Below are 24,830 nucleotides of genomic sequence, written 5' to 3' on the forward strand. Positions count from 1 at the left end.
ATATCAAGTATCTAGGGAGCATATTGATAGGATTGTGACATTCGTATTTCCCAGTTCTTCACATACTGCTGGACTAATTCAGGATAATTTTCAATAATTAATAAATTTTCAGCGTTTCCCTTTTCAGCTGTCTTACTGAGGTTAAACGATCCTGTGATGACTTTTTGATTATCAACAATTATTACCTTATTATGAGCAATTTTTGGCTTATTATCGATCCAAATCGGTATTCCATTTGAAAACAATTCGCTTATGACACTATATTTTGAATGGAGTTGTGATTTATCTAAGACGACTTTAACATCAACACCACGCTCTTTGGCGTTAATCAAAGATTTTGCAACTGTTCCAAGAGTAAATGTATATTCTTGAACTAAGATAGATTCTTTAGATTGGTCTATCTCGCTGATTATCGGTACAGCACAGTCTTCTTCAGGTGAGAAGCAAACTGTTGCTTTTGGGCAAGGCGAGAATGTAGGACCCACATAGTAATACAGAGAAAAACATGCCGACAAAAATAAAAGATATAAAAGCCTCACAAACCACACCTAAATACACGGCGGTAGTCTACATCATAGTTTAATCATCTGTCAACCCATATTCCTTCCACTTCTCTGTAACTTTCTTTATTATTTCCTCGCTCATTTCAATTTTTCTTCCCCATTCTCGTTTGGTTTCAGGTGGAAGTTTGTTTGTTGCATCAAACCCTATTTTACCTCCGAGACCACTTTCAGGGGAAGCAAAATCTAAATAATCAATTGGGGCATTCTCTATCGTAATTGTATCACGCACAGGGTCCATTCTTGTTGACATTGCCCACATCACCTCTTTCCAATCACGTATATTTATATCATAATCAACAACTATAATAAATTTCGTGTATAAGAACTGTTTGAGAAAAGATAGTGTGCCCATAACAATTCTTTTTGCATGCCCTGGATAAGCCTTTTTTATCGACACTACCGCTATTCTATATGAACAACCTTCTGGGGGCAGATAAAAATCTACTATTTCCGGAAACTGATTGATAAGAATCGGCACAAAGATTTCGTTGAGTGCTTCACCAAGAATTGATGGTTCATCAGGTGGTTTGCCAGTAAAAGTGCTGAGATAAATTGGATCTTTGCGCATTGTAATTGCAGTGATGTTAAACTCAGGAAACTGTTCAACAGCATTATAGTAACCGGTATGGTCTCCATATGGCCCTTCATCTTGGTAATTATCCAAACTTACATATCCTTCCAAAACAATTTCTGCATGAGCTGGAACCTGAAGAGGAATAGTTTTACAATTTACAAGCTCAAGTGGTTTTTTTCGCAGCAGCCCGGCAAATTGGTATTCTGATAAAGTCTCCGGCACCGGAGTTACCGCAGCAATAATTGTTGCAGGATCGCTACCAATCACAGCAGCCGCAGGAAACTTCATATTTTGTCCCCTCTCCTTCCACCGTTTATGGTGACCTGCACCACCACGATGTGCAAGCCAGCGCATGAGAGTCGTTTTTTTATTCACAACCTGCATACGATATATTCCAAGATTGAAATTATCTTGCTTGTCTGCTGTTGGTCCTTTTGTTACCACAAGTGGCCAAGTGATAAGCGGTGCAGGCTCGTTTGGCCAGCATGTCTGAATAGGTAGCAAACTAAGATCCACCTCATCCCCAGTTAGCACCACCTCTTGACATGGGGCTTTGCTCACAACTTTGCTCCGCATCGACAATACAACTTTTAGTAGAGGAAACATTTTCACAGCATCTTTGAAGGTTTTTGGTGGCTCAGGTGATCGCAAAAATGCTAGAAGTTTACCCAGATCCCTTAATTCATCAGAATTTATACCAAGTCCGAATGCAATTCTCTCAATAGTACCAAATAAATTCACTAAAACGGGAATTGAATTTTTGCCATTTTCTGTGACAACATTTTCAAAGATGATAGCTGGTCCCTTGTTTGACAAAACCCTACGATGAATTTCTGTCATTTCAAGAATAGTTGAAACTTCTTTTTTAATTCTAATTAGATCTTTTTTTTCTTCTAATGCTCTGATGAAGTCGCGTAAGTTATTGTACATATTTTAAAAATTTTAAGCCTTTTAAGAAGTGCTTTTCCCAGCACAACTCATTCACTTATTATTATAGAGGCTCTAGAAAAATTATTCTCCAATTCGCTTTTTAAGTTTTTATATTCAGCAGTCTTTAATTCTTCATTGGTAATAAAGCTTTTCTTTATGGTTATTAAATTGCTAAATTCGGTTCCATCATTTTGATATTTACAGAACCTATTTACATATAACCAAGGAGAATTTATTTCAAAATTCAAATTTTCACAATTTTTAATTTTGATATCTTTTATTATCATATGGCTTTCCTTAGTTTTAGGAACACCAATAAAAAGATCTGACACTTGGTCAGAAGCTGTATTGACAACATCATTAAGCCAATTATCTCCTAAATTCAAAGCAGGTCCTAGATTTGTCTTAAAAATCTTATTTTTTTGCTGAAACTCATATTTGATTGTAAGATCTTCTACATTACGTAAAGTAAGGTCAGGCAATTCTAAGAACTTCTTTTCTTCTTCATCAAGATATACTCCACTAATCATACGAAAAACAGAATCCCTTAATTGCTCATTTGAATAATACAATCCAACCCCTGTTAAGCCTAAGGCTGCTTCCCCTTGCACGGTAAGCTGGCCATATTCATTTACAACATTATCTTCTATAGTTAATTCACTATGGGATATCACTTTTGAATTTTCACCTTGTACAGCAGGAATTTTTATGTAATCCGCTTCCTCAGAATCGAGTACTAAAGCGTTTCTATCAGCAATGTCTGGAAAAATACCCTGTGCCATACTGACGGTATTAGTTGGATCAATCCAATATATTTTCCCACCTCTATTTGTTACTCTGAGCATCACATGATTAAAATTACCCATATTAGGTAATGCTTCAGAGTTAGAAGTATTAGTAGTTCCTCTCATAACTAAAATAGGTTGAACTTTGTAACCAAGTTCTTGTAAAATAGCAGCTGTGCTGGCAGAAAAGTCCTTGCAATCCCCAACTTGAGAATCAGCAATTTTCTCTAAATCTCTCGGGAAATATTTTCCTGACACTGTACGCCAGTCTCCCATGTACTGAACTTTTTCATTCAATAAAGAAGTAACTGCATTAATTTTCTCCTCATCGGTACTCTCATTGGCAGCAAATTCTGCTATAGCTTCAAAAGTTGCAGGAAGCGGCTGATTGATGACGCTATGATATCCAGGAGCTAATTTTTTAGCTAAATCCTCCCATTCAGATAAGCTTGAAAGTGATACCCAAGTGTTGTGTTTTATGTTCAATATTCCATTATGTGGTTCATTTGTTGTGTTTTCATAAACTGCTCTCTTTAAAGCAATGCTTATAGAATGTACATCATCCTTTTTTTCCTCAGCAATTTCTAATACGCTTCTTGGATCATTAACTTTAATCTCTAGAGGCAATTCAGAATTGATTTTAGTATTTTCTGCTTGTAAATAATCCCCATAATACGAAAAGCTCAAGCCATAAAAATTATCAACGGGAACCTTTTTGTTAACTTGCTTATATCTTAAATATACTTCCGTACCAATTTCTATTTTAGGGAATGAGATGGTTACTTGCCTTAACTGATCGAAACCTTTGCTAGGGCTAGCCAGCGGTTTATCCTCCATCATGTCTTCAGTTACTATATATTCTTCTCCGTTGTAAGTTGTTTTAGCCTCTAAAACAGTAAAATCTGCACTATCATCATTGTAAACAAGACTGTATAGAGAGAACCTATCACGTCCGGATTCCTTGAGTATTTTTGCTTGTAGTTCTACTTCCGTTTCGTAGGTACCATCTCTATTAACATTAATGTTAACATTAGAAAACTTAACCTCGACAGAAGCATCTTCGTACTTACTCCACCTTGCTTCAGCTGTCGAAGCTACAAAAAATGCTAACATTGCTAAGTTAAAGACAGCTTTTAAAAACCTCATTTTTTACTTACATTTATTGAAAAATCATTCTATTATATCCGAACAACACTATCGGAAATGTAAGACTTAGTGTGTTCATATTACTTAGCGACGCGCTTACCGATATTATATGCAGCGATTACAAGATAATCAACTTTTTTGCTTACAATTTGCTAGAAATAGTGGTAAAGACTATCTAAATCTTTATAAATGCCTTACTCTGCAAAATTTTTCATCACCAAATCTTATGATGAACTTTACAAAAATATCTTAAATTTCATTTTATAAAGTTTGCATTTCTTGATAAAAATGTTTTAACATTAAGCATTTCTTTAATATTTGTATTCTTTAACTAAGTATATGTCTAAGATACCATTTTTATTGATTTTTATACTTGCAGTAGCAAGTTTACCAGTAATAAACAATTGGCTTTCACACCGCAGTCAGAACTTAAATGATGATTATATAGGTGAGAGATTGGATAATTACATCAGTAAAAATTTTGATAGAGTTCTAAAAGCTCTCCAGGAAGAGTCAGCTAAAAATAGTTATGCTAATGCAACCAAAAATAAAATTTCTCAGCATAAAAATGAAATATTCGACTCCACTTATCCTTACTCGGGAAATGAAAATAGCAATATCATAGCTGTAGGTTTTTTTGACTATTCTTGTGGATATTGCAAAGCTATAAAGAACGATGTAAAACAATTGATCAATGATGGCAAAATTAAGTATATCTTTAGAGATGCTCCAATACTTGGTAACAATTCTTTAAAGGCAGCAAAAGGTGCTTTAGCAACTTATTTTATCGATAAAGAAAAGTACTTAGATTTTCACTATGCTGCACTAGATCACAGAGGAGAATTTTCAGATAAAACTATATTAGGTATAGTGAAAAATATAGGGATTAACGAGAACGATTTTAATAACTCTATGAAAAATAATGCAGACAAAATTGAGCAAATGATAAACAACAGCAAACTTTTAGTAAGGAATTTAGGAGTAGGCGGTACACCTTTTTTGATAATTGGAGATAGTCTTTTTGTAGGAGCAACTGATTTAAATGTGCTACGCAAAAAAGTGGATGAGTTAAAAGATTAATAAATTCCCTGCTTGACAGCATAAGAGAGTTTAAGTATAGTTAAGATATACTAAGTAACAATATGTATAGGCTACATATTAGTTCAAGAAAAGTAGGTGATGTTTGCTTGCAACACAGCACGACCTTAAGTAATTAGCCTTCCTAGGCTGATTAATCTATTAAAATACAATCATTATTTTGGAGTTATAACATGAAAAATTTCAACAGAAAACCAATTGCTCTTTTTCGGCAAGTCGAAAAAAGCACAAAATTAAGTCAATTTTTATTTAAGAATCTAGACTCTTTTTATTCTCAAAGGCTAGAAAGACTAGTTTATAAATTTCGGGCACAAAAAACAAAAAGAAGTAGTTTATTGAATGAGCTAAAGAGAGCTTATCCTGAAAAGCTAAAAATAGGAGCTTCTATATCAGAAGGAGATTGCTTTTTTGACTCCGTGGCTCAAGGATTGAATGAGCTAAATATAAAACCTGGTCATCGTTTTACCGCAAAATCATTAAGAAAAGACTGCGCAGATTATGCTAGAGCAAACAAAAAGCCAGATCAGTGGGTTTATAAAGCGGTAATAAGAGATGCCGGAGAGTATTTCGTACCTCAAAAAGATCCGGATGGAGAAGTAATAAGCGAAAATGGACTTAATAAGCAAGACAAGGCGAAGTCTTTTTTCAAATATTTAGAGTATATTACTAATACACATACAGCTGACGCACCTATATGGGGTCGTCCAAACATTGAAGGTAGAATGATATGCGACAAGTACAAAGTGGAACTTTATATTTATTCAATAGAGGAAGATAGTCAAAAAGTTACGGTAACTAAAATTACAGCACATGATGATGATCCAGAAGTTTTTATACAAGATATAAATCTCAATCAACTAGAGATAGATAGTAGCAAAAAAACTGTAGGAGTAGTGAATTACATGAGGCATTTTGTGCCACTTCTTAGCAAAATCCCTTCTGATATAACAGAAAATCAATCAGTTTCTAATGAAGAAATCTTTGGTGAGGTTACAGAAGCTTCTGCTTCTGATCAATCAGAGCAAGAAGAACAATATAATATCAGAACTAGCAAATCAGCAATTGTGCAAGATCATGAAACACAAAAAGAGAGAATTAATACCAGCGCTAGTGAGCCAATTCATACAGATACAGTAATTACTATTTCTCATCAACAAGGGCAAGAAACACAACAAGAGGAAATAGAAAAGAAATTAATCAATAGTTACAGAAGAGAAGCTATTTATAGCATAGCTGCTGTAATAACAGCTATAGCATTCACAGCATCTGCTATAGCTGCTGTTTTTACTCAACCAATGCCTTTAGCATGTTTTGCTGGAGTGGCTTTAGTTGTTGCATGTATTTGTGCATATCAGTTAACGCAGAGTCATCAAGACATTAACGAACTGAAAGGTAAGGTAGGAGAAAACAACACCTTTACTTTTTTAGAAGAAACGGGATTTAAAATTTATAGCCTGATTGATAAAGCAGCTTCAAAAATTTAAGATCTTTCCTACTTCATCTATATCAACTCAATTTTATTTTTACAGGAGGACATATGTCATTTACAGAAATTAGATTTCCAGAAAATATATCTTATGGCTCTACTGGAGGACCGGAATTTTCGACTGACGTTGTAACAACTCATAATGGTTGTGAGCAGCGCAATATCAATTGGTCTCGTGCACGTGCCAGGTATAACATAGCTTATGGAGTCAGGTCAAACGAGCAGCTAACAGAACTCATAACATTTTTTCAGGCACGAAAAGGTAAAGCAATAGGATTTCGTTTTAAGGATTGGTCAGACTTTACAGTTATCAATCAAGAAATTGGCATAGGAGACGATAAAAAAACGATCTTTCAACTGATGAAAACTTACATAAGTGGAAAAGACAAGCATATACGAACTATTAAAAAGCCAGTGCATGATACAATAAAAATTTACCTAGATGGTGAAAAGACAGAAAAATATTCAGTGAATTATTCAACTGGAGAAATAGCATTTATGAAACCACCAGCAAAAGGCACAATAATCACCGCAAGCTTCGAATTTGATGTACCAGTACGATTTGATACAGATTACCTAAACGCTTCTATTGATAACTATGGCAGCAATAGCTGGAACAATATTCCCTTGGTGGAAGTGAAATAAAGTTAAAGTATGCTCCATAAAAGTTAAGCGATACTGAGGCTCATATTTAAATGAGCCTTGCACATTTTAAAGTCTATCGCCCATTACAATGTTCCACACTCGAAATTTGAGGAAATTCTAATGTAGTGTTTTCTCTTTCTTGTAAAATAGAAAGTTTTAATAATTCTTTTAGAACTAACTTTACAAGTGTTGTACCATTTTCCTTAAAGAGGTAGTCCATCCTATTGGTTTTCTGTATGTGATTGACAAAATTTCTAGCTTCCTCATTAAAAGCCTCGATTGTGTTGATACAAGATAATACTAAATCCGAGCTATTTATTGCTAAAATTCCATTTACGAAAATATCTAATTTTGTTTTATCTTCAGTCAAATCTTCAGCTAACCTATTTCTGATATTATCATTATCAAACAAAATGTACTCTAGGTACGAGGAAGACTCAATAAGTATAAAATCTTCTAAAGGTACTGATTCTAAACATTCGTCAATATAAGTAAGTATTCCAAACTCAGTAATACACCCTTCTTTTCTCACAACATAGCACTTAGGAAGACCACGATACATTGATAGCAAAGAAAAAAGACGTATTATACTTGTACCTCTATCTTTCATTTCCTCGAGAAGCTTTCTATCATTTATTAGTTTGTGCAAAATGTAATCCGCAGCGGCTTTGTTGCATCGCTACCTATGAAAGGCTAACTATACAAGCAACTTATTGAAAATCTTATTTTTTTGCAGTCAATCTGATCAAATTTAAGAATAGTAATTTATTGTTTGTATTAGTAAATTTAATTCTACTTAAAATAGCTAAAGCATTGAAATTCTTGAATTTTAGCTAGATTAGTGAATGGTAGTAAAATTTCTTTTACTCAAATTTAGATATTCACTGACCGTCCTTACTATAAATGCTAGAATAATAAGCTACTGATATTCTTCATCTTTTTTATCTTTAATCCGCCGTAGATAGCGATGCAACAAAGCCATCCGTAGCAGGACCTGGTTTACGAAAACGAAACATATTATTTTCTGCAAAAATAGCCTCAGCTAATTCGATAGACTTTTTATCCTCATCTATAAAAGCCTTTTTGTCTCTATTTAACCGTATGATTTTAGCCTTGCTATCGCTGCGTAGTCTAGTTTGCCCTATTAGCCTCTCAAATGTTTTTGTCCTCATATATATCTTATATTAATTAATATTAATATTTACTATATTAACTACTTTGAGAAAAATAAATGAAAATCTTAATAAATATTATACTTTTATAAAAAAATAAAAGTCTTTTTATATTTGTATGAGTATATAAAAGGTTTGATTGTTGTAAGTTATCTAAGTGCTAGAGTCTAATTAATAAGTCTGCTTGAAGCCGCTCAGTGTTTGTACAGTTGTACCTGCGCAACTTGCTTCAAAATTTCTGCTTGTTGCTGAGCATGGATATTAGCATAACCACATGCAGGAGATGCAGCAGCAGGTCTTGCAATGCACTTAGGTCTTTTTGCTTGAGCATTGAGGCCAGACAATACCTCTTCTATCAATGGGTTGACAAAGAACCATCCTCCCATATTTTTTGGTTCCTCTTGACACCATATAATTTCAGCGTTCTTATATTTTTCGAGTTCATTGTTTAGTTTATCGGCCGGGAATGGATAAAATTGTTCTAAACGCACTACTGCTATATCGTTTATTTTTTGTGCTTCAAGCATTTCAATTATGTCGTAATAAACTTTACCACTACATATTACAACTTTACGTATTTTATCACTTGCAACTAAACCTGTTCTACACTCTGGAATTACCGTAAGAAATTTTCCTTCAAAGTCAGAAAGGTTAGAAACTGCGCTTTTATGACGCAATAGTGATTTAGGTGTAAACACCACTAAAGGCTTACGAAAATCTCGATTAATTTGTCGGCGCAAAACATGAAAGTAATTTGCTGGAGTAGAGCAATTAACTACTTGCATATTATCCTCTGCGCAGAGTTGCAAAAATCTCTCTATACGAGCAGAACTATGCTCAGGTCCCTGCCCTTCATAACCATGAGGCAAAAGTAGAACTAGACCACTTGACCGCAACCACTTTGTTTCTGCAGATGAGATAAATTGGTCGATCATAATTTGCGCGCCATTTGCAAAATCACCGAACTGCCCTTCCCAGAGCACAAGTGAATATGGAGAGTCAAGGCTATATCCATATTCAAAACCCATCACAGCATACTCAGATAGTGCGCTATCTATAACTTCAAAGCGAGCTTGCTTCTCACTTATGTTGTTTAGTGGAATAAACTCTTCCTCCGTTGCTTGATTGATAAGTCTTGAATGACGGTGCGAGAAGGTGCCGCGACCAGAATCTTGTCCTGACAAGCGCACTCCTATTCCTTCTCTAAGCAATGACGCGAATGCAAGACTTTCAGCAGTTGCCCAGTCTATGTTGCTACCGGAATTTATACTTTCTATTCTTCCATCAAGTATTTTTCTGACCTTATTATTGATATTAAAACTGCTTGGAATATTGCTATTTATGTGTACGCCCAATTTTTTTAGCTCATCTGGTGAAACACCAGAGTCCGTATAATATTCACTCAAATCGTTCAACTTTGCTCTCCTGAGTTTTAACCACACTCCATCAAACCAGTCAGCTTTCTTCGGAGTATAAGTCGTTGACTCAGTAAGGCTTTTATCCAATCTTGTTCTAAATTCGCTGCGTAATTTACTTACTTCATCGCTACCTAGCACTTTCTCTGCAGTCAGCTTCTCTTCGTACAGCGTGCCTGGAGTTTTATGCTTTGATATTGCTTTATACATAAGTGGCTGAGTAAAATTTGGCTCATCGCCTTCATTATGGCCATATTTGCGGTAGCATATTATGTCAATCACCACATCCTTTTTAAATTTCTGCACATACTCCATTGCCAAATTCGCAACAAAACTCACAGCTTCTGGATTATCTCCATTAACATGAAATATTGGAGCTTCTATTGATTTTGCTACATCAGTGCAATAAAAAGATGAGCGTGCACAATTAGGATTTGCAGTAAAACCAACTTGGTTATTAATGACAATATGCACGATACCACCAACTTTATAACCTTCAATGTTGCTCAAAGTCAGGGTTTCAGCAACCACTCCCTGCCCGATAAAAGCTGCATCACCATGAATTGATATGCCAAGCACAGATCTCGTATTTTGTTTTGCTCTTACTCTTCCAGCTAGAACCGGATTTACCGCCTCAAGGTGAGATGGGTTAGGACATAAACTTAAGTGTATTTTTTTACCACCAGCAAGTGCTCGATCAGAAGAGTAACCAAGGTGATATTTGACATCACCAGACACCTCAAGACCACTTGGATATGCAAGGTTGCCTTGAAATTCAGACAGCATTGCCGCATAATCTTTTCCCATCACTTTGGTTAGAACATTGAGCCGTCCTCGGTGGGCCATACCAAGAACTATTTCTTCAATACCAAAAGCTGCAGAATCACTAATAACTCTTTCAATTGCAACAATGGCTGACTCCCCACCTTCGATAGAAAAACGCTTATATCCAGGAAATTTCATATGGAGAAATTGCTCGAACATCTCAGATTCAATCAAGTGCCTTAGTATTTCTTTTTTATCCTGAGGGCTTAGCGTATAGACTTGATTTTCAATTTTCTCCTGCAGCCAAACTCTTTCCTCATAAGAGGAAATATGCATAAATTCAAAACCGATATTCTTGCAGTAAATATCTCTGTAGATTCTAGTGTCACTTGTAGGAGAAAGATTCAAGTATTTTTGATAATCTATTTCCTTATTTACATGCGGTGATAATGGATTTAAGTCTGCAAAAAAGTGACCATAAAATCTGAAAAAATTTGCTAAATCATCAACATCTACCTTAGCTTCATTCTGTGCCCTGCAGGGTTCTGCTTTATTAACTTCTAAATTGCTCGAAAAAATTCTGTGCCAATCTTCTCCAATTGATTTATCGCCTTGCAAGTAACGGCTATAAATTTCTTCCACAAATTCGACATTATCGCCATAAAGGCAGCTTAAATTCGACATAATCACTACAAAAGATATCAAATACTTATAAGTATAACTTAAGTTTTTTAAAAAAGAACTCCTTTAGTTTCTAATTATTAAGTTATACAAACACTGTAATCCGAGTTTTCCAGAAAGGGTGTCATTCTAGACTGACATCTAATCTTTCCATAAATGCTGTATTTCAACATAAAACAACTATACTCATCAACTTGTGCCCAATCATAATTCCTAGATTCCAGTGTTAGCTACTTGTTTTTTGGATTTCTATACTATTGCTGATTGAAGATTATTGAAATTTTTTGCACATTAAGGAACGCAAGCGTTTATGAGTCAGAGGATAAGTCATATAACATTTACTCGGTCTTAATACTTTGAATTTATATTTAAGTAAACGATAAACAGTAATTGGTATGAGTGATCTATTTAAAAGTGACAATTATGATAAAAATCTCAATTCTTTGATAAGAGTCATAAAGCTGAAGGATACAAAAAAAATTAATGAACAATATGATGAAACACTGAAAGATTTATCTCAAGCTCTGAAGAATTTTACAAACAACGCAAAAGATGTAGCCAAATTTGTTATATATAGCGACTTGAATAATTATGTAGAACCTTTGAGCACAAAGCCACTCGGTTTTATTGGAACATTAAAAGGGATATTAGATAGAGTCTTGGGAAAAGATATTCCAACTAATGATAATGACATAAAAAATTTTGTTGGTGATGAATTATCAGGTTTCACTATAGAAAAAGCAGCCGAATACACAAATATTTTAAGTACAATTAATCTATTCAAGAAAGGACTTAAAGAAATTTTAGATTCGAAACAGAGTGGAAAAGGCAATAAAGAACATAAATCATACGAAGTAAGCACGGAAAATAAAACGACATCAAAGCAGAAGGAAGATACTCCTAAGCTGCAAAAAGGAAAACAGCCGGCAGGAAAATCAGGTATGAAGAAAATAAAACGGCCAACAACGGCACCTCCGCCACCTCCTACTGCCTCAAAAAAGGTACACTTTAAACCAGAAATAGAGAATGTATCTCCTGAAGATTCAGGCTATGAAAGTTCATTAAGTGAAGAGTCTGGAAATGAGGAAATATCAAATTATCAAGAGAAAAGTAGTAAATCTTCAACAAAAGATTCGGAAGACTCAAAGTTAGCTAAAAAGGAGCCAACTCACAAAACGAAACCTAAGAAAAATGCAGGAACAAGAAGAGGATATAAAAAGAGACAGGCTCCAGAGCCACCAGCGCTAAACGCTACCAATCAAGAAATTAAGCAAGAAACTAAAGAAGATAAATCTGAAATACTGTCAAATCCTAAAAGGCTAGATATTGTTGATCAACAAGTGAGCACGAAACCAATAATAGTAGAAGTGACTTCGCAAAAATCAGCTGAAAGTAAACCAATCCTGAAAAAATCTGCTGATAAAGCATCATCAGAAGTAAAAGCGGTTATTATAAAAGAAAAAGTAAATAGCAAGAAGGACGGTAGAGTAAAGTCAATAGTAGGAAAGTTTGAGCAAAATCAAGTTGCTAAGAGCAAAGCCACCCCTGCAACACAAGCAGATATCGGTATGAAGAAAGATCCTGCACCATCGCAAGAAACTGCCTCCCAATCTCACTCATTTCCGGTAGGAAATAAAAGATCTAAAATGAACCCCATAACAGCAAAGTCCGATTCTAAACTTCCGGTTAGTAAAAAACCTCTTCTCACTCATGTTAGTGTAAAGAAAATAGCTGCACGATTTGAAAGCCATGGGAAGAAATAGTTGTAACCTATTGAACAAACCCTATAATATCCTTGATCTTTTTTATATTGTTATTTGCAATCTCTGCTGCTTTTTCTGTACCTTCTTTTAATATTTTATGTAAATGGAGCTGATCCCTCAAAAGACCGTTCAACTTCTCACGTATGGGTGATATAACACTGATGATTAAGTCAGCTAACTCTTTTTTAAAGTGTTTCATATCATGTTTATTCACTTCTTCACACACTTTTTCCACATTTAAATCACTAAGCACTGAATAAACGTTTACCAAATTGTTTACTTCTGGACGGCACTTTAAAGTAGCAAAATCAAAGCCTAGAATTGAATCTGTTTTTGCTTTTTCTATTTTCTTGACAATCAAGTCATCTGTATCGTCAAGGTTAATGCATGAGTATTCTGAAGAATCAGATTTGCTCATCTTGCTTGCTCCATCTCTTAAGCTCATTATCCTTGATGTACAATCCAAAGTTAAGATTTCAGGTATGATGAAATGACTACATTTATAATGATTGTTAAAAGCTGATGCAATATCACGTGCAAGTTCTAAATGCTGTTTTTGATCATCGCCAACAGGAACATATTTAGTTTGATACAGCAATATATCCGCAGCCATAAGTACTGGGTAGCTATATAACCCAAGAGAAGCTTTTTGTCTATCGCTTCCAGCCTTATCTTTAAATTGAGTCATACGATTAAGCCAACCAATTGGTGTATAGCACCCTAGCAGCCAGCCCAATTCTGCATGACCACTAACTGCGGATTGATTGAAAATAATCGACTTTTCCGGATCTATTCCACATGCAATATAAGTTGCTGCTGCTTTAAAAATATTATTTTTTAATTCATTTGCGGGAAGCTTATTTGCTGTGATTGCATGCAGATCAACAACACAAAAAAGAGATTTATATTTATCCTGCAAGCCTATCCACTGCTTAATTGCACCAAGATAATTGCCCAAGTGTAATACTCCACTTGGCTGAATACCTGAGAAGACAACTTCTTCCATACCTTGAGTGTTTTATTAGTTACTTTCGCAATCAGCAGATTTTTTAGAAAGAATAACCATTGCAGGACGAAGCAACCTATTTTTAATGGTATAACCAGTTTGTAGTACTTCTACAATAGTGCCAGGCTCTTTTTCATTATCTTCTCTTTCCACAACAGCTTGATGTAAATTGCTGTCAAAAGAGTTACCTATTGGATCTATTTCTTCTATTCCATGTTTTTTTAGATCACTCACAATCTTTTGGTGCGCCACTTTTATTCCTTCATGAATAGGATCACCATCTTTCAAGTTTTCCATTGCTTTTTTTAAATTGTCACAAGAGTCGATCATATCACGTGCAAATTTTGTGACTGCATAATCACTTGCATCGCTAATTTGCTTTTGCATTATACGTTTAACGTTTTCATTATCCGCAACAGCGCGACGTAAATGATCTTCAAGCTGAACTGCACGTTCTTTTAATATATTAAGCTCTTCACTTAAATCACCTGTTTGCTGATCTTCTTGATCATCCCCTTTTCGTTTACTGACCATATCTGCAAATTTCTTTTTTTTCTCTTTATTACTATCTGACATATCATTCACCCTTACAAACTTAATAAATATATAACAATCAATCAAAAATATCAAGCGTTAGCTATCCTTGTCTTTCTATGCTTGCATTTAAAAAGTCAATCAAAGCAGTTTTATAAAGAGAATCAGAAAAAGTATCAATATTACTTTGCGCCATATTAATATAGTGTTTAGCTTCTTCCATAGAAACATGAATGGCATTATGATGATTAATATATTGTAATGCTTGGTCAAAATTGTGTCTAGCTGAAGAAAAAGATTTCTCCCAGAATTTTTGTTCTGATGGGCTGCCTTTTTCATATGCTATAATAGAAGGTAAAGTAACTTTACCTTCAAAGAAATCTTTTCCAAGTTGCTTTCCTAAAGTGCCTTGATTAGCAGTATAATCTAGCACGTCATCAATTATTTGGAATGCCATACCAAAATTAAACCCGAAATTCCTTAGCCTCTCTGTTTCGTCACTTGTGACTCCAGATACTACTGATGCAGCCTCGGAGCATGCAGAAAATAAAGATGCTGTCTTTTCTCCAATGATATTAAAATAATTTTTCCTAATTGTGTTAGGGTCAAAACGCGTTGTCATCTGCTTTATCTCACCCTTGACAAGCAAATTAGATGCCTTAGATAAAATAGAGAGAACACTTAAATTCCCACATTCTATAAGCCATCTAAATGCTAAGGTCAATAATAGATCACCAACTAAAATGCTTGATTTATTCCCCCAAATTTTATTTGCTGTTGCAACTCCATGGCGTGCCTTACTTTCATCAAGCACATCATCATGAAGTAAAGTAGCGTTGTGTATAAATTCTACCGATGCAGCAATGTTGACCCTACTCTCTCCAGAGTAATTCAGCATTTTACACATAATAAAAATGAGCTTAGGCCTTATCTTTTTTCCTCCTGAATTAATAAGATGAGATGTAATATCGGTAGCAAGCTTAGTACCTTCATCATTGACATTTTTGAAGATAAAGTCATTCATAGCCAATAAATCAGAAGATACAATATCATCTAATTTACTACTTTTTGTTAAATCAGTGTTTAGCATTTAAGAGGACTTATGCTTCTTGCCCTTGTACTTTCTCAACTTTTTTCTTTTCTATTTTTTTCGATTCTGTTTCTAAATCTACTATGCCTTTTTTAATGAACCACATTACCCTTTCAGTTGCTTGCGCTCCTACACTTAGCCAATGTTTTAATCTATCAGCTTTTACCACAACACGATTTTTATTGTCTTTTGGCAACATTGGATCATATTGTCCTATTCTCTCAATAAAGCGCCCATCTCTTGGTGCTCGTGAGTCGGCTACAACTATCCTATAAAAAGGACGTTTCTTTGCCCCAAACCTTGCTAACCTTATTTTAACTGCCATGTCAACCTTTATTCATATATTAATTACAATTTAAATACAATAAACAGCTCAAGTCAAACTAATTGTACCTCTTTTACCTAAAAATACAATATAGCCCCCTCTAATCACTCATAAAAGGAAGATAATAAACTTTTTTATATATCATCAATCATAGCATGATTAACTTCTACTCTATACTTTGATTTTAGATAGCTAATTAACTGTTCCTTTAGCGATATCATCACACGTTTTCCGGTGTCAAGCATGTTTAATTTACCATTTGATGAATGCATTTGTTTTAGAACGCCTATTATAATTTCATTATTGTATTGAATAGGATCTGTTACCGAATTAGTTGTTTTCATATTGAAAATCTCTTCTATGAAAGAAAAAGGGTAGTTTTGTTCATTGCGTTGTATTTGCTGGCCTTTAACCAATTTTATACCTTGCATTTCTTCCAAATCTGTCTTTTCTCTTAGTTGAACTGCTACTTCTTGTCCCATTTTAAACATTCTTTCTTTTATAAATTCACTACGCCAAAGCTTTATGGCTGATTCCCTACTTTCTTCAAAATTTTGTAATTTAGGAGGAACGATATCACTGATTTTTACACCAACAACAGTATCTCCAACACCCTTAAAATAACTCTTCTGATCTTTCTCGCGTGAAAAAATGAAAGAAATGAAATCACTGGAATTTCCTACTTCATTACCACTTTGGTCTTTTCCACTAGCATCTACTGGACCAATGGTTTGTATAGGTAAATTGTAATTATTGGAGATTTCTTCAATCGTTGCACCATTGTATATCTTATAATTCACTTGATTTATGAAATCATTGACTTTTTCAAAAGACTTTTGATTGGTTAAAACTGACCTTATGTCTTTTTTTAAATCAACCAAGTCTTCATCAGAGATTTGATGTATGCTTTCTACCTTTATTACGTGCCATCCAAAATTGCTTGTTAAAACTTCACTTACTTCACCTGTTTTGAGAGCAAATACCTTTTCTCTCATATTTTCAGGTAAGAAATCCTTAGTTATATTATTTACTCTGGTTTCATCGAGTTTCACTTTATTAAACTCTTCTATTATTTGTTCAAAGCTTGCTTTACTTTCTTCAAGTGCTCTTCTTGCTATTTCAGCTTTTTCTTTGGTAGGAAATATCACATTGAATATGTCTCTTTGATTTTTAAGTTCCTGATGTTCTATTATACTATCAACCTCTTCATCTGAAATTCTGATTTGATCTTCAAAATATTTTTGATCCAGAGAAATGTATTGCGCAGTTCGATACTCAGGGTAATAAAAATTGGACTTATTTCTTTCATACAAATCAAGTAAGGCTTGATCATCTGGTTCAGGAACGTCTGTAATTGCATCCTCAGTTATTTTAACAATATCAACTACTCTAGTTTGGTAGCGATTTTTGTATATCTGCTCATCAACACCCTCACCAAAAGTTACCGGATAATTATCTTTAAATAACGAAGTCATGAACATCATTGCAGGCAGGATTTTCTCTAGTTTTTCTATATATTCCTTTTCTGTTATATGCAGGCTATTTAGAGTTTGATGGAATTTATTATGGTCAAATTCTCCTTTATCGTCCTGAAAGTACTTGGTATTTTTTATGTGGCTTTTGATAGATTCTTCTCCAACTTTTAATCCAAGTTCGCTAATTAGGTTAAACAATAGTTTTTGCTCTATAAGTGCGTTAAGTAAATCATATTTCAGCTTTTTTACTTGTTCTTTACTTACATCAGATCCAGAAATTTGCTTTTTATAATTTTGATATAGTAATTTATATTCATCTGATGTTATAACTTCCTTTCCTACTTTAGCTAATTCTTTCCTTTCATCATCATTTGATAAAAGATTGCCAATCCCCATAAAGATTAATAAGCAAACTAAAAGGAGAACGATTGCCTTGGTAAAAAAATTTCTAATACTCATTGTAAACTTAGTTAACTAACACTTAAATTTAGAATAGCAATAATTTAATATTTGTAAATCTATTAACAAATTAGCTAATATATGTAATATTGTAGTGTATTAAATTGAATGGAAGCTTATATTAACCTAAGAGCCTGTAAGTGATCTCTGAATATGGTAAGATGAGGTATAGTTGACATGAGGTAAAGTATGAGGAATACATATCCAAGTGACATAAGTTGTGAAAAATTCGAAAAGATTAGACTAATTTTAGAAAGCGTGCGAAAGAAAACAAAGCCAAGAAGATTAGGTTTATATGAGTTATTTTGTGGTGTGCTTTATGTACTAAAAAGTGGCTGTCAATGGCGAATGCTTCCAAAAGAGTTTCCAAGATGGCGAAATTTTTACGATTACTTCAAGAAATGGAGTAAAAAAACGAATGAAGATAGAGAAAATGTTCTAGAAATTGTCTTTAAAAAAATTGGTTGGAGAGAACAGTGGTCGAAATACCAAAACAAGCTTCTGCATCATTGATGCCCAAAGTGTAAAAAATACCGATACTGCTGAAGAAAAAGGTTATGATGCTGGCAAGAAAATTTCAGTAATAAAGCGTCATATCGCAGTTGATACACAAGGTTTGACACAAGCAATTCATATAACAACGGCAGAAATAACTGATCGTAGCAGTGCTTTGACAATGGTTAAAAATGCTAAAGAAAGTCTCTCTGAAGTTAAAAACATACTGGTTGATGCAGGCTACACTGGAGAAAATTTTGCAACACAGATGAAAGTAACTATTGGTGCAACTGTTGAGGTGAAGCGAATTACACACCTTTGCTGTATTGCCAAAAAGATGGGTTGTTGAGAGATCTTCTTTTGCCTGGTTGGAAAAATGTAGGCGACTTTGGAAAAATTGCGAGCGTAAATTTAATACTAGCCTACAAATTTGCTTTTGCTTCTTTCCTCTTCAAAAGATTATGAACAGGTTCTAAGAGATAAGAAATATAAACCAAAAAGCCATTGGATGACAAAGTTAATGCTTTTTTAGTTTTAATGGTTTATATTTTATTTCTATAACAGCAAAGGAATATTAAAATGGGAGATGTTTTTTCGATGTCAATGGAATCTTCTAAAGACAATAAAGATAGAAATGAACAATTTCTCATGCAAGTAGCTGCTTGGTTGGTTGATAACACTAGCTTAACTTTTGATCAAATAGCACAATGTTGCAAGTTATCCCTTGAAAAAGTACAAGACATAGCTGATGAGGAAATAGAAGTTGAAAAGTATGACCCTATTATTTCTGAAATAATTACTGAAAAAGAAATCGATAATTGCAAAAAAAATCCAAATCGTGTACCAAATTTGATTATAAAAAATATGAAAAAAAGGGCAAAGACGATTAGCTTTCTTGCCTTTGCTTCCACAGCAAGGCGTAGAGATAAACCTAATGCGATTTATTATTTGGTAAAAAAATTTCCTATCTTGAACAATAATGTAATAGCTAAGCTAGTTGGTACAACAAATTACACAGTTGAGCAGGTAAGAGATAGATCTCATCATAACATACTCAATATCAAACCTCAAGATCCTGTACTACTTGGTTTATGTAGCCAGGAAAATTTAGAAGCGGAAGTAGAAAAAGCGAAAGTAGAAGAAGAGAAGAAACAAAGATTAAAAAATATAAATAATAGCTATTGATGATTCTCAAATTCTTGTACTTTGTTAATATTAAATTAACTTGACTTGTTAGTTTTTATCAGTATAATGCAAGTAAAGTATCTAGTTTAATAATAATTAAGTCTAAATACGCACTGAAAACTAGCTCAGCCTAATTTATTGTTTTATATTCACATTTTAGGTTAGTAAGCATCAATTAAAATTTTTGGAGGATTATGACAACAATCAATGAAGATGTCTTAGCAAAAGGAGGGGTTGTAGGTCAACCTGAAAAAAGCGAACAAATTCATAATGCTGACGCAGTAAAACAAATGACCAGTGAAGGTGATGAAAAAAACAAGAAAACATTGGACCTGAGCGAATTGAAAGAGAAAACAGCAGAAGAATTGTTAGAGCTAGCTGAAGAAAGAAAAATTTCAACTAGTGGTAAAGGCAATGGCAGGATGCTAAAACAGGAAATGATATTCAGTTTAATGAAGAAAATGAGTGAAGAAGGAGGCATAACCACAGGAAGTGGAGTAGTGGAAATATTGCCTGATGGTTTTGGTTTCTTACGTTCATCAAGTGCAAATTATGCTCCAAGTACCGATGATGTTTATATTTCCAATGGCCAAATAAAGAAGTTTAATTTACGTACAGGAGATATGGCATGTGGAGAAATAAGGCCACCTGGTGATAAAGAAAGATATTTTACTTTAACTAAGGTTCAAAGTATAAACTCTACTGAAATTAGTGAATTAAGAAAGTACGTCCATTTTGATAATTTGCTTCCGCTTTATCCTGAAAAAAGCCTCATCCTTGAAAACAACAGTAGCGGAGATAATAAAAAAGATATAAACATGCGTGCTGTAGATATAGTTACACCTCTTGGAAAAGGACAAAGAGCATTGATAGTTGCTCCACCTCGTACAGGAAAAACGATATTGCTTCAGCAAATGGCTCACTCTATAGCTACAAATCATCCTGAAATAGAACTAATAGTATTACTTATAGATGAAAGACCCGAAGAGGTGACAGATATGATACGCTCTGTAAAGGGTGAAGTGGTAAGCTCTACATTTGATGAACCTGCCTACCGTCATGTCCAACTTGCTGAAATAGTAATAGAAAAAGCTAAAAGAATGGTTGAACACAAAAAAGATGTAGTGATTTTGCTTGATTCTATAACTCGTCTTGCACGTGCTTATAATGCAGTCATTCCTTCGTCTGGAAAGGTTCTAACCGGCGGTGTAGATTCAAATGCGCTGCAAAGACCAAAACGCTTTTTTGGAGCAGCTCGTAATATTGAAAATGGTGGTTCTTTGACAATCATCGCTACAGCCCTTATAGAAACTGGTTCAAAAATGGATGATGTTATTTTTGAAGAGTTTAAAGGCACAGGTAATGCTGAAATTATACTAGATAGAAAACTTGCTGATAAACGTATATTCCCTGCTATTGATATTACAAAATCCGGAACAAGGAAGGAAGAGCTATTAGTTGATAAGGCCATACTAAATAAAATATGGGTATTGCGTAGGATACTTAACCCTATGGGATCTGTTGAAGCAATGGAGTTTTTACGTGACAAATTACTTTTAACAAAGAGCAATGCTGACTTTTTTAACTCCATGAATCACTAAAAGTAAGCCAATTCTGATGGAGCAAAAAAGCAAAGCTCTCTTATAGCTAAAATAATTTGGATTTATCAAAATATATTAAGCTGGCAATCTACCTTAAGTTGCTATTCCAACTTATAGCACTGATTTTGATCAAAAATTTTATGTAGTCAGTTTATTTACAATCGATTTTCCAGTGTCAGCCACTTAGATGACATCTTTTTGACTCTTAATATCAATTGTGTACCAGTGTTGAAATGACCCACTCAAAAGGGGATTGTATTTACTCTGAATCAGATGATAAATTAGATGCTTGGTAAGCGTAATTTGGAGCTTCCTGTGTAATGATTATATCATGAGCATGACTTTCTCTTAACCCTGATGAAGTAATAGTGACAAATTTGCAGTTTTTTTTCATCTCTTCTATATTACGGTTGCCAGTGTAACCCATTGCAGCTTGCAACCCACCAATTAACTGACAGATCACTCCTGAAGCTGGACCTTTAAAAGGAACTCTTGCTTCTACTCCTTGTGGGACTAAATCAAGTTTTGAATCTTGAAAATAACGGCTAGCTGACCCTCGTTTCATTGCACTAATAGATCCCATTCCTCGATATTCCTTATATGCTCTACCCTTATACATGATAATCTCACCTGGGCTTTCCTCAGTACCAGCAAAGATTGAACCTATCATCACAGTATCAGCACCAGCTGCAATAGCTTTTGCAACATCTCCCGAATATTTTATTCCACCATCAGCAATTAGTCTGACGTTTTTTGTTTTACAAACCTCTGCAATATTCTTGATCGCAGAGAATTGTGGCATACCAACGCCTGTAACTATTCTGGTAGTACAAATTGATCCTGGCCCTATTCCAACTTTCACTGCATCAACACCAGCATCAATCAACGCTTCAGCAGCCTCCTTTGTTGTAATATTTCCGCCGATTAATTGCGTATTCGGATACATCTTTTTTATTTCCTTAATAGTGCTGATAACGTTCTCGGAATGACCGTGAGCGGTATCTACAATAACCACATCAACTTCTTCTTCGACCAAAGCTTCACATCTTTCTATACCGTCTTTTTTACCAGTACCAATTGCAGCGGCAACTCTGAGTCGACCTTTACTGTCTTTACATGAATTTGGATATCTATTGTATTTTTCGATGTCTTTAACTGTGATTAGACCTATGCAACAAGAATTTTCATCAACAACCAAAAGCTTCTCTATTCTATTTGCATGCAACAATTTCATTGCTGAGGCGCTGTTTACTGCCTGCTCTCGAACTGTTACTAACTTATCTTTTGTCATTACCTCGGAAACTTTTATATTCATGTTCTGGTCTTCAATAAACCTCACATCTCGATTAGTTAAAATTCCCACTAACTTGCGTTGATCAACTACAGGAATGCCGGAATAATTATACTCTCTCATTAATGAAACTGCTTCTGCAACTGTTTTATCTGGGGAAATTGTAATTGGGTTATACACGATCCAGCTTTCATATTTTTTCACCCTTCTTACTTCTAACACTTGTTCATCTATTGATAAATTCTTATGTATGCAACCTATTCCACCATGTTGGGCAATAGCTATTGCAAAGCCTGATTCAGTGACAGTGTCCATTGCAGAGGATATGAGAGGGATATTTAGTTCTATATTATTTGTTAGATAAGTTCTTGTGTCTGCATCACGAGGCAATACATCAGAATAGGCCGGTAAGAGAAGTACATCGTCAAACGAATAACAAGCTTCCATTTTTTTCATATGCTTTATTTAAAGCTTATACGCCAATTAATGAAATTGCAATAGAGCTTTTGCAAAATTAGCCTAGCTCCAGCTATTTTTAGATCAAAATAGGATAGAAGAGGTATGTAGCTCCTAATATATTTATCGCATAATTATATTATTTGCTAGCAAACAGAACTGCTCAATAGTTAAGCTTTCTGGACGTTCGTCTCCACTCAGTTTAGCATTCTCAAGAGTAGTTGAGACATCACTAGTTATACTTTGCAAGCTATTTCTCAGCATCTTTCTTCTTTGAGCGAACACAGCACGTGTTAGCTTTGTTAAGGTTTCTAAATTTACTGCAAATCTTGGAGTGGGTAAAGGTTTTACTGTAATTACTGAAGAATATACTTTTGGTCTTGGAAAAAATTCCTTAGGTTCAATATCAAATTCCTTTTTTATGTCGCATAGTAACTGGCTTAGCACTGATAGGGAACCATAATCTTTAGAATTAGGTTCTGCTGTAATACGCTCTGCTACCTCCTTTTGGAACATTAACGTCAAATTCGTAAAAAATTTTATATTATTTAACCACTTTAAAAATAACGCTACTGAGATATTGTAAGGCAAGTTAGCAATGACTTTGACTGGACATTCTACCAGCTCTTTTTCTACAACATTAAGTGCATCTGCTTCTATAATTCTATATTTTCCCTGATGCTCATTTAGCAATTGTTCGTGATGTTTCACTAAACTACTATCTTTTTCTATAGAAAGTAGAAACTTTGGATTATATGCCAATATTTCTCTTGTTAACGCACCATACCCAGGACCAATTTCAATAACATTAAAATCTTTCAGGCTACCAGCTAAGGCAACTATTCTTTTTATTATCTCATTCGATAAAATAAAATTTTGCCCTAGACTCTTTTTTGGCTTCAGTGAAAATTTTCTCATATGATCTTAGTATGCAGTATTTTAAAAATTAGTTGACGAAAATTCATCAATAATTGTATATTGTCAGTGTATTTAATGCCGGCTTAGCTCAATTGGTAGAGCAACTGACTTGTAATCAGTAGGTTGTCAGTTCAAGTCCGACAGCCGGCACTCTCATTCATATAAGAAAAATTGATGTCTTTTTTAATAGTAGCAAATTGGAAAATGAATGGAACACGTTCTTCATTTGTTGACTTTATGAACAAACTCAATAACAAGAGTAACGGGATTACCTCTAAATTAGTAATTTGCCCTCCTTTTACATCATTTCCAAGCAATATAGAGTTGAACAACAATATTAAAATAGGAGGACAGAATTGCCATCATAAAGAGTTCGGTTCTTACACAGGTGAAATTAGTGCAGGAATGTTGAAGGAACTAGGATGTAGTTACGTAATACTTGGACATTCTGAAAGGGCTCATGAAAAAGATAGTGAAATAAAACTGAAATCAGAAACAGCAATAGAATCAGGCTTACACCCAATCATCTGCATAGGTGAAAACTCAGAAGATTATAAAAATAAAAAAACAAAAGAAGTAATAGAATATCAATGCAAAAACCGTTTGCCAACACAAGGTGAATATACCATAGCATACGAACCGATATGGGCAATAGGAACAGGAAATGTGCCAAATAATGACGCAATTGCTGAGGTAATAAAATCCTGTACTGGTAAAAAACACATTATATATGGTGGTTCAGTCAGTTCAGAAAATATAGAAAACTTGCTCAGTATTCCAAATTTATCAGGAGTTTTAATTGGCAGTGCAAGCTTAGATTTTGATCACTTTTATAAAATTATACAACAAGTCGAGAAAAAATTTTCTCTTAATTAATTCTAAAGGATAAATACTCTTATTGTCATGGTAAGGGAGTTGGCAAAATGTGTCAAGGAGTTTTCTATTGGCTAAGGTTGTGACAATAAAGTTAAG

At 34.3% G+C, this 24,830-nt stretch carries 20 protein-coding genes, 1 tRNA gene and 1 pseudogene; 9 read left to right on the plus strand and 13 right to left on the minus strand.

Going from position 1 to position 24,830, the window contains the following annotated elements; all coding sequences use genetic code 11:
* Nucleotides 1-11: 11 nt before the first annotated feature.
* The 3 genes from ABWU28_RS05175 to ABWU28_RS05185 are packed head-to-tail and all read right to left on the minus strand — an operon-like array spanning nt 12 to nt 3,998.
* Nucleotides 12-539, minus strand: a complete 528-nt coding sequence (locus ABWU28_RS05175) for a phospholipase D family protein (protein WP_007301949.1) — start codon at nt 537-539, stop codon at nt 12-14.
* 40 nt (nt 540-579) lie between these two features.
* Entirely contained in the window at nt 580-2,067 is a 1,488-nt protein-coding gene (locus tag ABWU28_RS05180) for a UbiD family decarboxylase (protein ID WP_052264652.1), read from the minus strand.
* Between the two features lie 47 nt (nt 2,068-2,114).
* A complete protein-coding gene (locus tag ABWU28_RS05185) occupies nt 2,115-3,998 on the minus strand; it encodes a DUF3857 domain-containing protein (RefSeq protein ID WP_214303273.1) in 1,884 nt (627 codons plus the stop codon).
* 339 nt (nt 3,999-4,337) lie between these two features.
* Between ABWU28_RS05185 and ABWU28_RS05190 the strand changes: the two genes are divergently transcribed.
* The 3 genes from ABWU28_RS05190 (at nt 4,338) to ABWU28_RS05200 (ending at nt 7,227) form a co-directional block, all read left to right on the plus strand.
* Complete coding sequence (locus tag ABWU28_RS05190; RefSeq protein ID WP_052264650.1) at nt 4,338-5,078, plus strand: DsbA family protein; 741 nt, start codon at nt 4,338-4,340, stop codon at nt 5,076-5,078.
* Nucleotides 5,079-5,269: 191 nt separating this feature from the next.
* Complete coding sequence (locus ABWU28_RS05195) at nt 5,270-6,580, plus strand: hypothetical protein (protein WP_353275073.1); 1,311 nt, start codon at nt 5,270-5,272, stop codon at nt 6,578-6,580.
* A gap of 53 nt (nt 6,581-6,633) precedes the next feature.
* Complete coding sequence (locus ABWU28_RS05200; RefSeq protein WP_019236629.1) at nt 6,634-7,227, plus strand: TIGR02217 family protein; 594 nt, start codon at nt 6,634-6,636, stop codon at nt 7,225-7,227.
* A gap of 73 nt (nt 7,228-7,300) precedes the next feature.
* On the opposite strand, the gene ABWU28_RS05205 is transcribed toward ABWU28_RS05200, so the two are convergent.
* The 3 genes from ABWU28_RS05205 to ABWU28_RS05215 all read right to left on the minus strand — a co-directional run bounded on the left by ABWU28_RS05205 (nt 7,301) and on the right by ABWU28_RS05215 (nt 11,263).
* Complete coding sequence (locus ABWU28_RS05205; RefSeq protein ID WP_353275075.1) at nt 7,301-7,876, minus strand: hypothetical protein; 576 nt, start codon at nt 7,874-7,876, stop codon at nt 7,301-7,303.
* Nucleotides 7,877-8,174: 298 nt separating this feature from the next.
* Nucleotides 8,175-8,399, minus strand: a complete 225-nt coding sequence (locus ABWU28_RS05210) for a hypothetical protein (protein ID WP_353275076.1) — start codon at nt 8,397-8,399, stop codon at nt 8,175-8,177.
* Between the two features lie 194 nt (nt 8,400-8,593).
* On the minus strand, nt 8,594-11,263 hold the full coding sequence (locus ABWU28_RS05215) for a 2-oxoglutarate dehydrogenase E1 component (RefSeq protein WP_353275078.1): 2,670 nt from the start codon (nt 11,261-11,263) through the stop codon (nt 8,594-8,596).
* Nucleotides 11,264-11,655: 392 nt separating this feature from the next.
* Between ABWU28_RS05215 and ABWU28_RS05220 the strand changes: the two genes are divergently transcribed.
* Nucleotides 11,656-13,023 (plus strand): hypothetical protein, encoded by a 1,368-nt coding sequence (locus ABWU28_RS05220; protein ID WP_007301958.1) that lies wholly within the window; start codon nt 11,656-11,658, stop codon nt 13,021-13,023.
* 7 nt (nt 13,024-13,030) lie between these two features.
* Here ABWU28_RS05220 and trpS read toward each other — a convergent pair whose 3' ends face one another.
* The 5 genes from trpS to ABWU28_RS05245 all read right to left on the minus strand — a co-directional run bounded on the left by trpS (nt 13,031) and on the right by ABWU28_RS05245 (nt 17,912).
* A complete protein-coding gene (gene trpS, locus ABWU28_RS05225; RefSeq protein ID WP_007301959.1) occupies nt 13,031-14,029 on the minus strand; it encodes a tryptophan--tRNA ligase in 999 nt (332 codons plus the stop codon).
* 15 nt (nt 14,030-14,044) lie between these two features.
* Nucleotides 14,045-14,605 (minus strand): nucleotide exchange factor GrpE, encoded by a 561-nt coding sequence (locus ABWU28_RS05230; RefSeq protein ID WP_007301960.1) that lies wholly within the window; start codon nt 14,603-14,605, stop codon nt 14,045-14,047.
* Nucleotides 14,606-14,666: 61 nt separating this feature from the next.
* Complete coding sequence (locus ABWU28_RS05235; RefSeq protein ID WP_353275080.1) at nt 14,667-15,653, minus strand: polyprenyl synthetase family protein; 987 nt, start codon at nt 15,651-15,653, stop codon at nt 14,667-14,669.
* Between the two features lie 10 nt (nt 15,654-15,663).
* Entirely contained in the window at nt 15,664-15,978 is a 315-nt protein-coding gene (rpsP, locus tag ABWU28_RS05240) for a 30S ribosomal protein S16 (RefSeq protein WP_006015540.1), read from the minus strand.
* Nucleotides 15,979-16,112: 134 nt separating this feature from the next.
* Nucleotides 16,113-17,912 (minus strand): peptidylprolyl isomerase, encoded by a 1,800-nt coding sequence (locus tag ABWU28_RS05245; protein WP_012481850.1) that lies wholly within the window; start codon nt 17,910-17,912, stop codon nt 16,113-16,115.
* A gap of 189 nt (nt 17,913-18,101) precedes the next feature.
* Between ABWU28_RS05245 and ABWU28_RS05250 the strand changes: the two are divergent.
* The 3 genes and pseudogenes from ABWU28_RS05250 to rho all read left to right on the plus strand — a co-directional run bounded on the left by ABWU28_RS05250 (nt 18,102) and on the right by rho (nt 21,193).
* Nucleotides 18,102-18,883 (plus strand): annotated as a pseudogene (locus ABWU28_RS05250) (IS5 family transposase).
* A gap of 103 nt (nt 18,884-18,986) precedes the next feature.
* Nucleotides 18,987-19,592, plus strand: a complete 606-nt coding sequence (locus ABWU28_RS05255; RefSeq protein ID WP_007301964.1) for a cell cycle transcriptional regulator TrcR — start codon at nt 18,987-18,989, stop codon at nt 19,590-19,592.
* A 194-nt stretch (nt 19,593-19,786) separates the two neighbouring features.
* The gene (gene rho, locus ABWU28_RS05260; RefSeq protein ID WP_214303270.1) at nt 19,787-21,193 is read left to right on the plus strand and encodes a transcription termination factor Rho; all 1,407 of its coding nucleotides are present in this window, start codon (nt 19,787-19,789) and stop codon (nt 21,191-21,193) included.
* Nucleotides 21,194-21,452: 259 nt separating this feature from the next.
* Here rho and guaB read toward each other — a convergent pair whose 3' ends face one another.
* Both guaB and rsmA read right to left on the minus strand, forming a co-directional pair.
* Entirely contained in the window at nt 21,453-22,940 is a 1,488-nt protein-coding gene (gene guaB, locus ABWU28_RS05265; RefSeq protein WP_012481851.1) for an IMP dehydrogenase, read from the minus strand.
* 123 nt (nt 22,941-23,063) lie between these two features.
* Nucleotides 23,064-23,858, minus strand: coding sequence for a 16S rRNA (adenine(1518)-N(6)/adenine(1519)-N(6))-dimethyltransferase RsmA (rsmA, locus tag ABWU28_RS05270; RefSeq protein ID WP_353275084.1), 795 nt, complete (start codon nt 23,856-23,858; stop codon nt 23,064-23,066).
* 77 nt (nt 23,859-23,935) lie between these two features.
* Between rsmA and ABWU28_RS05275 the strand changes: the two genes are divergently transcribed.
* Both ABWU28_RS05275 and ABWU28_RS05280 read left to right on the plus strand, forming a co-directional pair.
* Nucleotides 23,936-24,008 (plus strand) — tRNA-Thr (locus ABWU28_RS05275).
* Between the two features lie 24 nt (nt 24,009-24,032).
* A complete protein-coding gene (locus ABWU28_RS05280; protein ID WP_353275085.1) occupies nt 24,033-24,734 on the plus strand; it encodes a triosephosphate isomerase in 702 nt (233 codons plus the stop codon).
* Nucleotides 24,735-24,830: the final 96 nt, after the last annotated feature.

The organism is Wolbachia endosymbiont (group B) of Pilophorus perplexus (assembly GCF_964028155.1).
Lineage (GTDB): Bacteria > Pseudomonadota > Alphaproteobacteria > Rickettsiales > Anaplasmataceae > Wolbachia.